Below are 13572 nucleotides of genomic sequence, written 5' to 3' on the forward strand. Positions count from 1 at the left end.
GCACGCTTAAAGAGGACCCTGCGCGAGACCCCGGTAGGCGCATAGTCCCGCCCACCGGGGTAACCATCTGCTACATCCGGGCCGGGGCCTGGAGGCCGAGCAGGTCCAGGCCCTGGGCCAGGGTCCGCGCGGTCAGCCGGCACAGGGCCACCCGGTTCGCCCGCATCGCGGCCGCCTCCGCCTTGAGGACCGGGCAGGCACCGTAGAACTCGGTGAAGGCCTTCGCCAGCGAGAACAGGTACCCGCAGAGCCGGTGCGGCTCCAGCTCCTGGGCCATTTCGCGCACGGTGGCGTCGAACCCGTCCAGCAGGAGGATCAGCGCGCGCTCCGCGGGGTGCAGCGGCAGCGAGGTGTCGACCGGCCGGTCGAGCGCCTCCTGCGGGGCCTTGCGCAGGATGCTCCGGACCCGGGCGTGGGCGTACTGCAGGTAGACGCCGGTGTCGCCCTGGAGCGAGACCATCTGCGCGATGTCGAAGACGTAGTTCTTCGCGCGGGAGGTCGACAGGTCGGCGTACTTGACCGCGCCGATCCCGGCCGCCCGGATCACGTCCTCCAGCGCCTCGCCGGTCAGGTCGTGCGGCTTCTCGGCGATCGCCTCCCGCGCCCCCTCGACCGCCGCGTCCAGCAGCTCCGCGAGCCGCACCGTGCCGCCGGAGCGGGTCTTGAACGGAGTACCGCCGGGCCCCATCACCGTGCCGAACGGCACATGGACGGCCTCGACCTCGTCGGTGAGCCAGCCGGCCCGGCGGGCGGTGGCGAAGACCATCCGGAAGTGCAGGGACTGCCGGGCGTCGACGACGTACAGGATCCGGTCCGCTTCGAGCGTCCGGATCCGGTGGCGCAGGGTGGCCAGGTCGGTGGCCGCGTAGCCGTAGCCGCCGTCCTTCTTGCGGACGATCAGCGGCACCGGCTCACCGTCCGGGCCGGTGACGTCGTCGAAGAACACGCACAGCGCGCCGTCGCTGTCGACCGCGATGCCGGCCTCGACCAGTTCCCCGACGACCTCGTCCAGGAACGGGTTGTACGTCGACTCGCTGGCGGAGTCCTGCTCGGTGAGCAGGACTCCGAGCCGGTCGTAGAGCTGCTGGAACGCCCGGGCGGACACCGCGACCAGCTCCCGCCACACCGTCAGCGTGGACTCGTCGCCGCCCTGCAGGGCCACCACCCGCCGCCGGGCCCGCTCGACGAACTCCGGGTCGGCGTCGAACTCCTGCCGTGCCGCCCGGTACAGACCGTCGAGCACGGAGACCTGCGCGCCGGCGTCGGCACCCGTGTCGCCACCGCGCCACCGCACGTCGGGGTGCTCGTCGATGTACTGGATCAGCATGCCGAACTGGGTCCCCCAGTCGCCCAGGTGGTTCTGCCGCACGACCTCGCCGCCGAGGAAGGTCAGCAGCCGGACCAGCGAGTCACCGATCACGGTCGTCCGCAGGTGGCCGACGTGCATCTCCTTGGCGATGTTCGGCGCCGAGTAGTCGATGACGGTGCGCGTGCCGGCCAGCGGGACGCCGACGCCCAGCCGCTCGCCCGCCAGCCGGGCCTCGACCTGCCCCCAGAGCCGCGAGTCCGCCACCGTCAGATTGAGGAACCCGGGGCCGGACAGCGTCGCCGAGATCACCCCGCCGTCCAGCTCGCCCAGGAGTTCCCGCGCCAGGGCCTGCGGCGGGAGCCCGGCCCGCTTGGCCAGCGACAGGGCGGCGTTCGACTGGAAGTCGGCGTGCTCGGAGGGTCGGACGAGAGGGTCTCGCCCGGACAGCTCAGCCGGCAGGACGCGGGCCATGGCGGCCGACACGGCGTGCTCAGCAAGGCCGATCACTGCGATTACCTCAGTCACGGGGATTCCCTCTCCGGCGCGAAACGGCTGCCTCGCCGCCAATGGGCCTGAATGGTAGGGCCGCGGACCGATCGTTCACCTCTGATTTAGCGGCCGCGGACGGGCGGGACCCGCTCTCCCGGCCCGCCGGGCCGTCCCCCCGTGGCCCGCCCCCGGGGGACGCGGTGGGCAGCCGTCGGCCGGCCCCGTGCCCACCGGCCACCGGCCGGCGCGCGGGCGCCGGCCGGGCGGGTCCGACCGCTTCGGCGCGGCCCGGCGGAATCCGTCGCACGCGAATGGGCGTCAAACTTTCCGGCCGCGCCGTATGGATGGCGTCAGGAATCCCGGGACGACGAATTCGCGGCCCTATCGTCCGTCTCTGACGACAAGAAAGATGTCGCCGAGCCGAGCCGAAAGATGCTTCTGACATGAAACCCCTGTCCCGCCTCAAACGCGCCCTCGCCTGCGGGGTCGCCGCGGTCGCCCTGACCTCCGGCCTGACGGCGCAGGCCCAGGCCGCGCCGGCGGCGGGCCCCGTGGACAAGACCTGCGGGACCCCGGCCGTGCCTGGTGGCGGCAACTGCATGAGCTCGTTGATCAGCTCCGCCTTCGACACGATCAAGCTCATGCACAGTGCCGCCAACCTCAACAAACTGGACAACGCGGAGTTCACCCAGAACACCGCGACGAAGTTGAGCCAGAAGTTTCCGGGGTTCAACGTCATGGTGTTCAAGACCGTGGGCACCGACCTCTACGACACCGAATGGTTCACGAACGAGCACAAGGCCGATATGAGGGGGGTGCTGCTCGACACCACCTACAAGCTCAACCATTTTCTGGACAAGGAGAAGAAGGAGCCCTCCGGCTACGACAAGTTCCGGATCTGGGTCTTCCAGGGGGACTCGACCTTCCGTAACCGGGGCGACGGCGGCTACATGAACTGGGCGTTCGTCGGCAACGACGGCGACACCGTCAAGAAGGAGCCGTGGACCTGCCGGATGGGCACCGCGCGGCCCTACAAGTGCGACGGCGACGTGCGCACCATCCACTTCCCCGCGCGGTCCGGCTACGGCAGCCGGACCGGCAGCCTGACCCCCGACTCCAGCGCCGGCAACCACGCCTGCCTGGACGTCAGCGGCAACGGCACCGCGAACGGCACCCCCGTGCAGATGTGGGAGTGCAACGGCGGCGACGCCCAGAAGTGGACCTACAACGGGTACAAACTCCGGGCGGCCAACGGCAAGTGCCTGGACCTGGCGGACAACAACGCGGCGAACGGGGCCAAGCTCCAGGTCTGGGACTGCCTGGAGATCCCCGGTCAGCGCTGGAACATGTCGGCGAGCGGCGGTTTTCGGCACATGACGGACCAGGACGACCGGTCCAAGGACGTCTGCGTCGACGACTTCAGCGGCCGGACCGCCAACGGCAGCACGGTGGCGGCCTGGGCCTGCGGCTCCGAGGACCGGCGGGACGCGCCCAACCAGAACTGGGCCTGGGGCGGCACCCCGCCGACCACCACCCCGACCACACCCGCCAACGGCGCCGATGTGTACCTGAAGCTCTCCAACGGGCTGGGCGCCGTCCCGGTCGGCGGCTCCGCCGGCGCGTCGGTCGTCCCCGGGATCCGGGGCGGCAACGAGTCCAAGTGGAAGCTCACCCCGGTGGGCGGCGGCCGCTACCGGATCACCAGCTCCTACGGGCTGGAACTCACCGAGAACAGCAACTACATGGCCGAACTCCAGCCGTGGAGCAACTCCTCCCGGCAGAAGTGGGAGCTCGTCGGAGTCGGCAACGGCAAGTACCAGATCCGGATCTCCGACGACGACTGCCTCGCCCACGACGCCGACTTCAAGCAGCTCGGCGTGTGGACCTGCAAGCAGGGCTGGCAGCAGGAGTGGGTCCTGGAGTCCCAGTCCGGCGGCGTGATCACCCCGGCCGAACCGGGTACTCCGACCGACCCGAAGGACCCGAAGCCCCCGACCACCGGCGGCGGCGCGAGCGTCCCGACCGAACGGCCGCTGTTCCTGAAGCTCTCCAACGGGTTGGGCGCGAGCGCCCCCAACGAGACCGCGAGCTGGGGCGCGCCGATCGTGGGCGGGATCCTGGGATACAAGGGGTCCCGCTGGACCATCAAGCCGCTGGGCGGCGACCGCTACCGGATCGTCAACGACCTCGGCTACAACCTCACCGAGAACCCCGAGACGTACGTCGCCGAGCAGCAGGCCTGGGGCAACACCTCCAACCAGAAGTGGCAGTTCGTCAGCCTGGGCAACGGCAAGTACCGGATCCAGATCTCCGACGACGACTGCCTCACCCACGACTCCGACTTCAAGCAGCTCGGGGTGTGGAGCTGCGAGGGCGGCTGGAAGCAGGAGTGGTCCTTCCAGCTCCTCTGAACGCCCCGTCCTCGGGCCGTGCCCCACGGTGATCCGAGTCGCCCGCGCGACCGCGGGGCCCGGCGGCGGACGGACGTGCCGTCCGCCGCCGCCGGGCCCGGAGAAGTCGGTGGAACCGGTTCCGGGCCCGGAATAGGCTCGGCCGACCGAAGCACCCGAGGCTGGGAATCCGCTGTGACCTCGAACGATCTCTTCTCCGCCAGCTCCGTGCGGCCCTCCTGGAGCGGACTCCCGCACGCCGTCCGGGAGTCCGTGCGATCGGTGCTCGGCTCGCCCGTGGTCGCGGCGACGACGCAGACGGCCGGGTTCAGCCCGGGGCTCGCGGTGCGGGCCGCGCTCGCCGACGGTCGGGCACTGTTCCTCAAGGGTGTCGCCACCGACCATCCGATCCACCCCACGTACGCCACCGAGGCGACCGTCAACCGCGGCTTCGGGCCCCGGGTACCCGCGCCCCGGATGATCGACTCCTGGGAGGGCGGGGGCTGGCTGCTGATGGCCTTCGAGGACCTCGCCGGAGGCCACCCCGACCTCGGGCCCGGCTCTCCCGACCTGCCCGCGGTGCTGGGGCTCCTCGACGCGCTCCCCGAAACACTCAGCCCCTCCCCGGTACCCGACGGCCCGACCGTGGCCGCCGTTCTCGGGGACCGCTTCCACGGCTGGCGCGTCCTCGGCGCGGAGCAGGCCGAGCTCGACCCCTGGTCGGCCCGCCACATCGAGCGGTTGGCGGCCGTCGAGCGCGACTGGTTCGACCACTCCGGCGGTGACTGCCTCCTCCACGTGGACCTGCGCGCCGACAACATGCTGCTGCGCGACGGGACGGCCCTCGCCGTCGACTGGAGCTACCTCCACCAGGGCGCCGCCTGGATCGACCCGGCCTTCCTCCTCCCGCAGCTGATCCGGGCCGGTCACACCCCCGGCCGGGCCGAGGCCCTGATCGGGACCGCCGCCTCCTGGCGTGACGCCCCGCCGGAGGCGGTCACCTCGTTCGCGGTCGCCCAGGCCGGATACTGGGAGCGCAACTCCCGCCTCCCGGCCCCGCCCGGGGTGCCCTACCTGCGCGACTACCAGGCCCGGATGGCGGCGGTCGGACGGACCTGGATCGCCCACCGGACCGGGTGGCACTGACGGACCGGACCACTCCTTCCGGCCCGGACCGGACCGCGCCGACCGGACCGGGCGACGCCGACCGACCGACAGAGACGAGCCGTACGTGCCGACCGCACCCGTGATCCGCAGTGCCGCCCCCGGCTCCTTCCCGTGGAGCGTGTTCCACGAACGCCACCCGGAGCTCGTCCGGCAGGTCCTGGACGCGCTGCCGTACGGGCCCGCCCAGCGGGCCGCGGTGCGGGGGCTGCTGACGGAGAGCACCACGGGCGTCCTGGAGCCGCCGGGCGAGGGCGTGCACGACCGGGAGCGGTGGCTGGCGTGGGGCGAAGGCCTGTGGGGCCGGCCCTGGGGCGAGGCGCCGTTCCTGTGGGCGGAGAACTGGTTCTACCACCGGCTGCTCGACGCCACCGGCTGGTTCCGGCCCGGAGCGTGGCGGGGCATCGACCCCTTCGGCCCGTTCAAGGCAGCCGAGTTGGCCGGCCCCGCGGTGGACGACGAGCTGGCGGCACTGGAGCCGCTGGGCGAACTGCCCCGACGGCAGCGCGAGGAGGCCCTGTTGGCGTCCGCGCTGTGGGGCAACCGCGCGGACCTCAGCTTCGGGATGACGGCGACGGACGACGACGGAGCCGCCTCCGGCCTGGTCGTCGACGACGGTGCGCTGTTCTGGGCCGAGCTGGAGCGGGCCCGGGGCGGGCGGGTCTGCGTCGTCGCGGACAACGCCGGCCGGGAGCTGCTGCCGGACCTGGTGCTGGTCGACCACCTGCTCACCGAGGGCCTGGCGGCCGAGGTGGTGCTGTACGTGAAGCCCCGGCCGTACTTCGTCTCGGACGCCACCACGGCCGATCTGCTCGCCACGGTCGAGCGCCTGCGGGCGGCCCCCTCGCCCCGGGCGGCGGCGGTCGGCCGGCGGCTGTGGCGGGCGCTCGGCGCGGGCGAACTCGCCGTCCGCACGCACGCGTTCTTCTGTGCGCCGCTGACCTTCCACGAGCTGCCCGCCGAGCTCCGGGCGGAGTTCGCCGGTGCGGCGCTGACGGTCTTCAAGGGGGACCTCAACTACCGGCGCCTGGTGGGCGACCGGCTCTGGCCGCCGACCACCCCGTTCGCGGACGTGGTGGAGCACTTCCCGTCGTCCGTCGCGGCGCTGCGGACGCTCAAGTCGGAGGTGGTCGTGGGCGTCGAGCCGGCGGTCGTCGCCCGGCTCGACGCCACCGGGGCCGGGTGGCGCACCGGCGGCCGGTACGCGGTGGTCCAGGTCCACCGGAGGCCGCCGGAGCGGTGAGGGCGAGTCGCCCCGGAGATCGCCCGACCAGCTGTCCGACCGGCTGCCCGACCAGCCGTCCGATCAGCTGCCGACCAGCCGTCCGGCCGGCGAAATGGGCGAGAAGCGGCCGCCCCGGCTTCGATACACTGCGCACGCCCACAGTGGAACGTCGCTCTGTGGCAGCCCGGAGTCCGGCCGCGCGTGCCGGAACTCCGTTGCGGCCCCCAGACCCTGCGCCTGTCACGGCACTCCGGGCTGGGGTGCGTGCGGGAGAAATTGGAGCATCCGAGGATGGCTCGGCACCTGATCACCAGCGCCCTTCCGTACATCAACGGGATCAAGCACCTGGGCAACATGGTCGGGTCCATGCTCCCGGCGGACGTCTACTCCCGCTATCTGCGGCAGCGCGGGCACGAGGTGCTGTACATCTGCGCCACCGACGAGCACGGGACGCCGGCCGAGCTGGCCGCCCAGGAGGCCGGGCTGCCGGTCGCGGAGTTCTGCGCGCGGGCGCACGACCAGCAGAAGGCCGTCTACGACGGGTTCCGGCTGTCGTTCGACCACTTCGGGCGCAGCTCGTCGCGGCAGAACCGGGAGATCACCCAGGAGATCGCCCGCGAGCTGCACGCCAACGGGTTCATCGAGGAGCGGGCGATCCGCCAGGTGTACTCGGTCACCGACGGACGGTTCCTGCCGGACCGGTACATCGTCGGCACCTGCCCGCACTGCGGCTACGACAAGGCCCGCGGCGACCAGTGCGAGAACTGCACCCGGGTGCTCGACCCGACGGACCTGCTGGAGCCGCGCTCGGCGATCAGCGGCAGCTCCGACCTGGAGGTGCGGGAGACGAAGCACCTCTTCCTGCTCCAGTCGAAGCTGACCGAGCAGGTCGAGGCCTGGGTCGACGCGCACGGCGACCAGTGGCCCGTCCTCGCCTCCTCGATCGCCCGCAAGTGGCTGACCGAGGGCCTGCAGGACCGCGCGATCACCCGTGACCTGGAGTGGGGCGTCCCGGTGCCGGCCGATGTGTGGCCGGAGCTGGCGGCCGCGGGCAAGGTCTTCTACGTCTGGTTCGACGCCCCGATCGAGTACATCGGCGCCACCAAGGAGTGGGCGGACGCGGCGGCCGACGGCGAGGTCCGGGACTGGAAGTCCTGGTGGTACGAGGCCGACGAGACCGTCCGGTACACGGAGTTCATGGCCAAGGACAACGTCCCGTTTCACACGGTGATGTTCCCGGCCACCCTCCTCGGCTCGCGCAAGCCCTGGAAGAAGGTCGACTACGTCAAGGCCTTCAACTGGCTGACGTACTACGGCGGCAAGTTCTCCACCAGCCAGAAGCGGGGCATCTTCACCGACGTCGCGCTGGAGCTGCTGCCGGCCGACTACTGGCGCTACTTCCTGATGGCGCACGCCCCCGAGTCGGACGACTCCAGCTTCTCCTGGGACCTCTTCGCCTCGGTCGTCAACAAGGACCTCGCCGACACCCTCGGCAACTTCGTGAACCGCGTGCTCACCTTCAGCCGCAAGCGGTTCGGCGACGACGTCCCCGCCGGTCACACGGCGGGCGAGGCGGAGGAGCGGCTGGGCGCGCAGATCGTCGAGCTGCTGGCCGAGTACGAGGCCCAGCTGGAGGCGCTGAACTTCCGCAAGGCCGCGCAGAGCCTGCGCACGCTGTGGAGCGCCGGAAACGCCTACCTGGACGAGAAGGCGCCCTGGCTCCAGGTGAAGACCGACCCCGAGGCCGCCGCGCTGACCCTGCGGACGGCGATGAACCTGATCCACCTGTACGCGGTGGTCTCCGAGCCGTTCATCCCGGCCGCGGCGCAGGCCATGCGGGAGGCGTTCGCGCTCGCCGACGACGCCCCGGCCCGGACGCGCGCCTGGGTGGGTGCCGAGGAGGCGCGCACGCTGGACTTCGTCCCGGCGGGCACCGCGTTCACCGTGCCGCCGGTGCTCTTCGCCAAGATCACCGACGAGGACCTGGCCGCCTGGACCACCCGCTTCGGCGGCGGCGAGCAGACCTGACGGCGAGTCGTACCGGGCCGCGACAGCGGCCCGACGGCGCGGCCCCGCTGCCTCCGGCCGGCAGCGGGGCCGCGCCGCACCGGTGCAGCGGGCCCCCGGGCAGAGCCGGGCGGGCGGTCAGGGGGGTGCGCCGTACCGGTGTCCGGACCCCCGGCAGAGCCGGGCGGGCGGTCAGGGGGTGCGGTCAGGGGGTGCGCCGGGCCGAACCGGCGGTCTCGGCGGCCACCCAGGCCAGGTAGTCGGCGCTGCCGGCCACCACCGGGACGGCGATGACCTCGGGCGTGTCGTAGTCGTGCTCCTCGGCGAGGAAGGCCGCCAGCCGGGCGACCAGCTCGGCGCGGGTCTTGAGGTCGACGCGCCACTCGGCGCTCTCCCGCACCTCGCCGTCCCACCAGTAGACCGACCGGACGGGGTGGACCTGCGCACACGCGGCCAGGCGTGCGCGCACCGCGGCGACGGCCAGGGCGCGCGCCTTGTCCTCGGTGTCGTGGGTCGTGGTCACGACGACGACGTCAGGAGTGGAAGCTGCCATGGCGCGACCGTACCGCCGGGCCGCCGTCACGCCGAGCGGGACATCGGACCGGCCGCCCTCCGCCGCACGGGGGTGACGGCGTGACGAGGCACAGCACCGGCGTTCAGGCGAGGGTGTCGCGGGCCGCGGTGAGGACGGTGGCGATGTCGGGGGCGTCGCTGGCGGCCTCGTCGAGGCTCGCGGTGAGCGTCTCCCGGTAGGTGGTCCGGGCCTCCTCCTGACGGGCGCGGCCGGTGGCGGTGAGGACGGTGTAGACGCCGCGCTTGTCGTCCGGGCAGGAGTCCCGGTAGGTGAAGTCGGCGGCGTGCAGGCGGGCGACCAGCCGGGTGACGGAGCTCTGGTTGAGGCCGAGGCCGGCGGCGAGGTCCTGCATCCGCAGCTCCCCCTTGGGCGCTTCGGCGAGGAGGCCGAGGGCGCGGTACTCGGAGAGCCCGAGGCCGTGCCGGCGCTGGAGGGCGGTGGCCAGGCGGCTCTCGATGTGCGTGTGCAGAGCGGTCAGCCGGCTCCACATCCGGGCGTCCGCGTCTTCGCCGGTGGGACTGGGTCGGGTGGACATGGGCTGCTCCCTGGCCGGGCGGGGTGGTTGACACAGATTACTTGTACATGCATGCTCTTGCCCAGCAGAGATCTACTTGCACATACATACAACAACTATGACCCCGGGGGTTCTCATGGCCTGGATCCACCTGCTCATCGCCTCGGTCTTCGAGGTCGTCTTCGCGCTCGCCACCAACGCGACCCACGGCTTCACCGTGCTGGGGCCGTCACTGCTCAGCGCCGCGGCCGCCGCCGGCGGGATCTTCTTCCTCAGCCTGGCGCTGAAGACCCTCGACGTGGGCGTCGGCTACACCGTGTGGACCGGGATCGGCTCGGTCGGCACCGTCCTCCTCGGCTCCCTGATCTTCCACGAGTCGATGAACGCCGGAAAGGCGGTCGCCTTCGTGCTGATCATCGGCGGGGTGCTCGGCCTCAAGCTCGCCGACCGGTTCGGCGGCCGGGAGGCGGCCTCGGCCTGAACCGCCCCCGCCCGGTACCGCAGTTCGACACACCGACCCCTCTCACCCACAGGAGCAGTCCGTCATGGCCTGGGTCTTCCTCGCGATCGCCGTCGTCTTCGAAATCGCCTTCGCCCTCGGCACCAACGCCACCCGGGGCTTCACCCGGCTCTGGCCGTCCGTGTTCACCCTGGTCGCCGCCGCGGCCGGCGTCTTCACCCTGAGCCAGGCGCTCAAGACCCTCGACGTCAGCGTCGGGTACACGATCTGGACCGGGCTCGGCTCGATCGGCACCGTGGTCTTCGGCGCGGTGCTCTACAAGGAGCGGATCACCCTCCCCAAGCTGATCTCCTTCGCCTCGATCATCGCCGGCGCGATCACCCTGAAGCTCGCCGCCGGAATCTGAGCCGGCGCCGTCACCAGCGGGTTTCACCCGTTCGTGGCATCGCCCCGGCCTCGGGCCATCCGCGCGACTGGCGCTTCCCGACCGATCCGAGGGAGGCGGCGATGGACGCCGAGGACGAGCCGCTGGAGGAGTGGTACGCCAGGTGGGAGGGCCGCCGGCGGGCACCCGGGACGCGGGACGCGATCACCCTGGCACCCGGACCGCGCCGCGGGTCGCACCTCTTCCGGGACGCGCCGCGCCTGGTCGTCGAGTGGGACGGCTTCGGGTGGCAGCCGGTCGCGGTGGCGGAGGGCTTTGCGCAGGCGTACTCGCTGATCGTCCGCTCCGGGCCGCCCGACGCCTCCCCCGCGCCGGTGGTGGGCGAGGCCTCACCGGCGGGCGGCGCGGCGGCCGGGCCCCGGCCCCCCGGGGCGACGTTCCCCCAGGCGGACACCCCGGTGGCCCTGTTCCGGAAGGGCACCGGGCGCCACCGCAAGCCGGACCGGTGAGCACGGGCCCTCGGCGGCGGGAGCCCGTCCCCGCCTCACTCGGCGCCGGCCGCCCGGGCGGTGTGGACGGTCGTGGCGGTGAGGTAGAAGGCGTCCGGCCGGGCGAGGATGCCGGTGGGAGCCTCGGGGTCGAGCAGTGCGTCCAGGGTCGCGCGGTCGGTGGCGTCGAGGCCCTCGCCGAGCCGGCCGCGCTGGCGGGCCAGGTGCGTGTGCAGGTACTCGCGGGCCGTGCGGTCGAGCGGCGCCGGCAGGTCGGTGAGGAAGGTCCGCGTACCGCTGGGGGCGAGACCGGCCGCAGCCAGCAGCGCGGGCCAGTCCTCCACCGTGTCGACGGCGTCCGGGACTTCGGCGCGCATCTCGGCGAAGGTGTCCTCCAGGGCGGCGTCCAGACGGGCCTGGAGACCGGGGCGGCCGAGGCCGATGTCCCGGGGGAGGAAGCGCAGCGGCAGTCCGCGCTCGGCGACGGCCAGCAGACCGCCCGGGCGCAGCGCGCCGGCCAGCGCGGTCAGCGCCGCCTGCTGGTCGCCGAGGTGGTGGATCGCGTTGGCGGACCAGATCAGGTCTGCGGCGCCGAGCGCGGCGAAGTCGCCCGGCAGGTCGGCCTGCTGAGTGGTGAGGCGGCCGGCCGAGCGGACCCGGGCCCGCTCCAGCAGGGCCGGGGACTGGTCGACCGCGACCACCTCGGCGTCCGGGAAGACCTCGGCCAGCAGCCCCGCGATCACGCCCGGCCCGCTGCCGACGTCCAGGACGCGCCGGACACCGCCGCTCGGCCGGCTGTCCTCGCTCGTGCCACTGCCGTTGCCCGATCCCCTGCCATTGCTCGCGGTACGACTGCCATTGCTAGCAGCACTGCCGTTGCTCGTGGGACTGCCGTTGCTCGTGGCGCTGCCGCTCAGCAACTCCCGCAGCCAGTGGGCCGCCTCGGTGATGGCGGGGGCGCGCAGTTCGGCCTCGCGCTCCAGCAGGGTGGCGAGGGCGTCCCAGTCGACATCGCCGCCGGCCTCGTGGTCGTGCCCGTGCTGGTGCTGGTGCGCGTGCCCGCGGTCCTGACCGTGGGCGTGGCCGTGACCGGGGCCGGGTACGACCCCGGGTGCGGGGCGGTGCGAGCGGTTCATGACGTTCTCCGTTCCAGTGGACGGGGGTTCACCGCGGTTCGGTCTCCGGACCTTCGCGGCCGTGCGGGCCTGTTCGGTCTCCTCACCCACCAGGCCGTGCGCGATCGACGGCGAACGCCGCCGACGTGCCGTCCCCGTTGCCGTGCTGCCCGTCGACCATGGCGATCACCTCCGCCGCCAGGCTGCGACAGGGCCCGCCTCGCCGGCAAGCCGTCTTGCCGGTTCCGCAAAAGGACGGGGAGCGTCACCGTGTGCGGTGCCAGTACGAGCGGGCGGCGGCGGCCAGGGCGACGCCGAAGACGGCGAAGGCCCCGAGGCCGGTCCAGCCGACCAGGAGCACGTCCGCCTCGGTGGGGAAGTCCCCGCGCGACACGGTCACCACGCCCGTGCCGGCGAGGGCCAGGTAGCCGATGCCGAAGACGCCGTACGGCGCGAGCGTCGCCGCGCCGAGCAGCGCGGGGGTGAGCGGCAGCCAGCGGGGGACGCGACGACCGCGCAGCAACCAGGTCCACCGGGGGAACACCTGGCCCCACGGGCGGACCAGACCCCAGAGCAGGAACACCCCGAGCGCCGCCAGCAGCGCCGTCGCGTCCACGCCCCAGGACTCCAGGGTGAGCCAGAGCCCGGACGCGCCGTTGCGCACGGCGAGGGCCCGCATCCGCGCCCCGCTCAGGCCCGCGAACGTACCGCCGAGGGCCCAGGTCAGCTTCATCGCGATGTACGGCGCGAACGCCAGCGTCCCCGCGAGAGCGGCCAGTTGGACCGCACCCGAGGCCGCCGACGGAGCCGGGGGCGCTCCCGCGTCGGCCTCCGGAACGGTCGGACCGCCGGTACGGGCGCAGGCCGCCAGCAGGACGGCGCCGAGCGCGGCCAGCGCGTGCTGGACCGCGGCCGGCCAACTGTCCACGTCCTGGTCGAAGACCAGCGTGATGACGTCCATGAGCAGGCCGAACGCCGCCGCTCCGGTCAGGGCGCAGAGCGTCCACAGCACCGGCCGCAGCACCCGAGGCCGCGCCGGGCGGCGCCGTCCTCCCCGCGCCGCGGCCGCCCCGGTCACCGCCGCGACGGCGCCCACCGCGGCGACCGCCCAACCCGGCCGGACCGCGCCGAACAGCGCCGCCCCCGTCACCGCGCAGCCGAGCCCGAAGCCCGCGTACGCGACGCCCCAGACGGCCACCCCCCGACCGTCCGCGCCCCACCCCACCGCGCCCCACCCCACCGGGCCGCGCTCCACCGCGCCGCGCTCCACCGCACCCGGCACCACCCGGTCCCCGTCGTCCGCCGCCCGTACCGCCGGCCCGCCCGCCGCTTTCGTCATGGCCCCACGGTCACACCGGCCGCCGGGCCGGACCTCCCCCTCGCGGGGGAACCCGCTCCCCCGCGAGGGGGGCCGTCGACCCCGGCCACCCCTTGCCCTGGAGTGCGCTCCAG

Annotated in this window: 12 protein-coding genes; 7 read left to right on the forward strand and 5 right to left on the reverse strand. The window is 73.1% G+C overall.

Annotated features, from left to right (window positions below; genetic code table 11):
* Window positions 1-70 precede the first annotated feature (70 nt).
* Complete coding sequence (gene argS, locus ACIQTO_RS26480; protein WP_402392716.1) at window positions 71-1834, reverse strand: arginine--tRNA ligase; 1764 nt, start codon at window positions 1832-1834, stop codon at window positions 71-73.
* A gap of 407 nt (window positions 1835-2241) precedes the next feature.
* On the opposite strand from argS, the gene ACIQTO_RS26485 reads away from it, so the two are divergent.
* From ACIQTO_RS26485 to metG, 4 genes are all read left to right on the forward strand, one after another.
* A complete protein-coding gene (locus tag ACIQTO_RS26485) occupies window positions 2242-4209 on the forward strand; it encodes an RICIN domain-containing protein (protein WP_402392719.1) in 1968 nt (655 codons plus the stop codon).
* A 174-nt stretch (window positions 4210-4383) separates the two neighbouring features.
* Window positions 4384-5334: a phosphotransferase gene (locus ACIQTO_RS26490; protein WP_402392722.1), complete on the forward strand. Its 951-nt coding sequence runs from the start codon at window positions 4384-4386 to the stop codon at window positions 5332-5334.
* Window positions 5335-5419: 85 nt separating this feature from the next.
* The gene (locus ACIQTO_RS26495; RefSeq protein ID WP_402392724.1) at window positions 5420-6595 is read left to right on the forward strand and encodes a damage-control phosphatase ARMT1 family protein; all 1176 of its coding nucleotides are present in this window, start codon (window positions 5420-5422) and stop codon (window positions 6593-6595) included.
* Window positions 6596-6868: 273 nt separating this feature from the next.
* Entirely contained in the window at window positions 6869-8605 is a 1737-nt protein-coding gene (gene metG, locus ACIQTO_RS26500; protein ID WP_402392727.1) for a methionine--tRNA ligase, read from the forward strand.
* 184 nt (window positions 8606-8789) lie between these two features.
* On the opposite strand, the gene cutA is transcribed toward metG, so the two are convergent.
* Together cutA and ACIQTO_RS26510 are read right to left on the reverse strand one after the other, a co-directional pair.
* The gene (cutA, locus tag ACIQTO_RS26505) at window positions 8790-9137 is read right to left on the reverse strand and encodes a divalent-cation tolerance protein CutA (RefSeq protein ID WP_402392730.1); all 348 of its coding nucleotides are present in this window, start codon (window positions 9135-9137) and stop codon (window positions 8790-8792) included.
* A gap of 103 nt (window positions 9138-9240) precedes the next feature.
* Window positions 9241-9693, reverse strand: a complete 453-nt coding sequence (locus ACIQTO_RS26510) for a MarR family winged helix-turn-helix transcriptional regulator (RefSeq protein WP_402392733.1) — start codon at window positions 9691-9693, stop codon at window positions 9241-9243.
* Window positions 9694-9790: 97 nt separating this feature from the next.
* On the opposite strand from ACIQTO_RS26510, the gene ACIQTO_RS26515 reads away from it, so the two are divergent.
* The 3 genes from ACIQTO_RS26515 (at window position 9791) to ACIQTO_RS26525 (ending at window position 11026) form a co-directional block, all read left to right on the forward strand.
* Window positions 9791-10153, forward strand: coding sequence for a DMT family transporter (locus ACIQTO_RS26515; RefSeq protein WP_402392736.1), 363 nt, complete (start codon window positions 9791-9793; stop codon window positions 10151-10153).
* A 64-nt stretch (window positions 10154-10217) separates the two neighbouring features.
* Entirely contained in the window at window positions 10218-10538 is a 321-nt protein-coding gene (locus ACIQTO_RS26520; RefSeq protein ID WP_402392739.1) for a DMT family transporter, read from the forward strand.
* A gap of 101 nt (window positions 10539-10639) precedes the next feature.
* Window positions 10640-11026, forward strand: coding sequence for a DUF6087 family protein (locus ACIQTO_RS26525; protein WP_402392741.1), 387 nt, complete (start codon window positions 10640-10642; stop codon window positions 11024-11026).
* 35 nt (window positions 11027-11061) lie between these two features.
* Here the strand turns inward: ACIQTO_RS26525 and ACIQTO_RS26530 are convergent, their stop codons facing one another.
* Together ACIQTO_RS26530 and ACIQTO_RS26535 are read right to left on the reverse strand one after the other, a co-directional pair.
* The gene (locus tag ACIQTO_RS26530) at window positions 11062-12141 is read right to left on the reverse strand and encodes a class I SAM-dependent methyltransferase (RefSeq protein ID WP_402392744.1); all 1080 of its coding nucleotides are present in this window, start codon (window positions 12139-12141) and stop codon (window positions 11062-11064) included.
* A 244-nt stretch (window positions 12142-12385) separates the two neighbouring features.
* Window positions 12386-13459, reverse strand: a complete 1074-nt coding sequence (locus ACIQTO_RS26535; protein WP_402392747.1) for a hypothetical protein — start codon at window positions 13457-13459, stop codon at window positions 12386-12388.
* Between the last annotated feature and the right edge of the window lie 113 nt (window positions 13460-13572).

Source organism: Kitasatospora sp. NPDC091207 (genome assembly GCF_044768625.1).
GTDB lineage: Bacteria > Actinomycetota > Actinomycetes > Streptomycetales > Streptomycetaceae > Kitasatospora.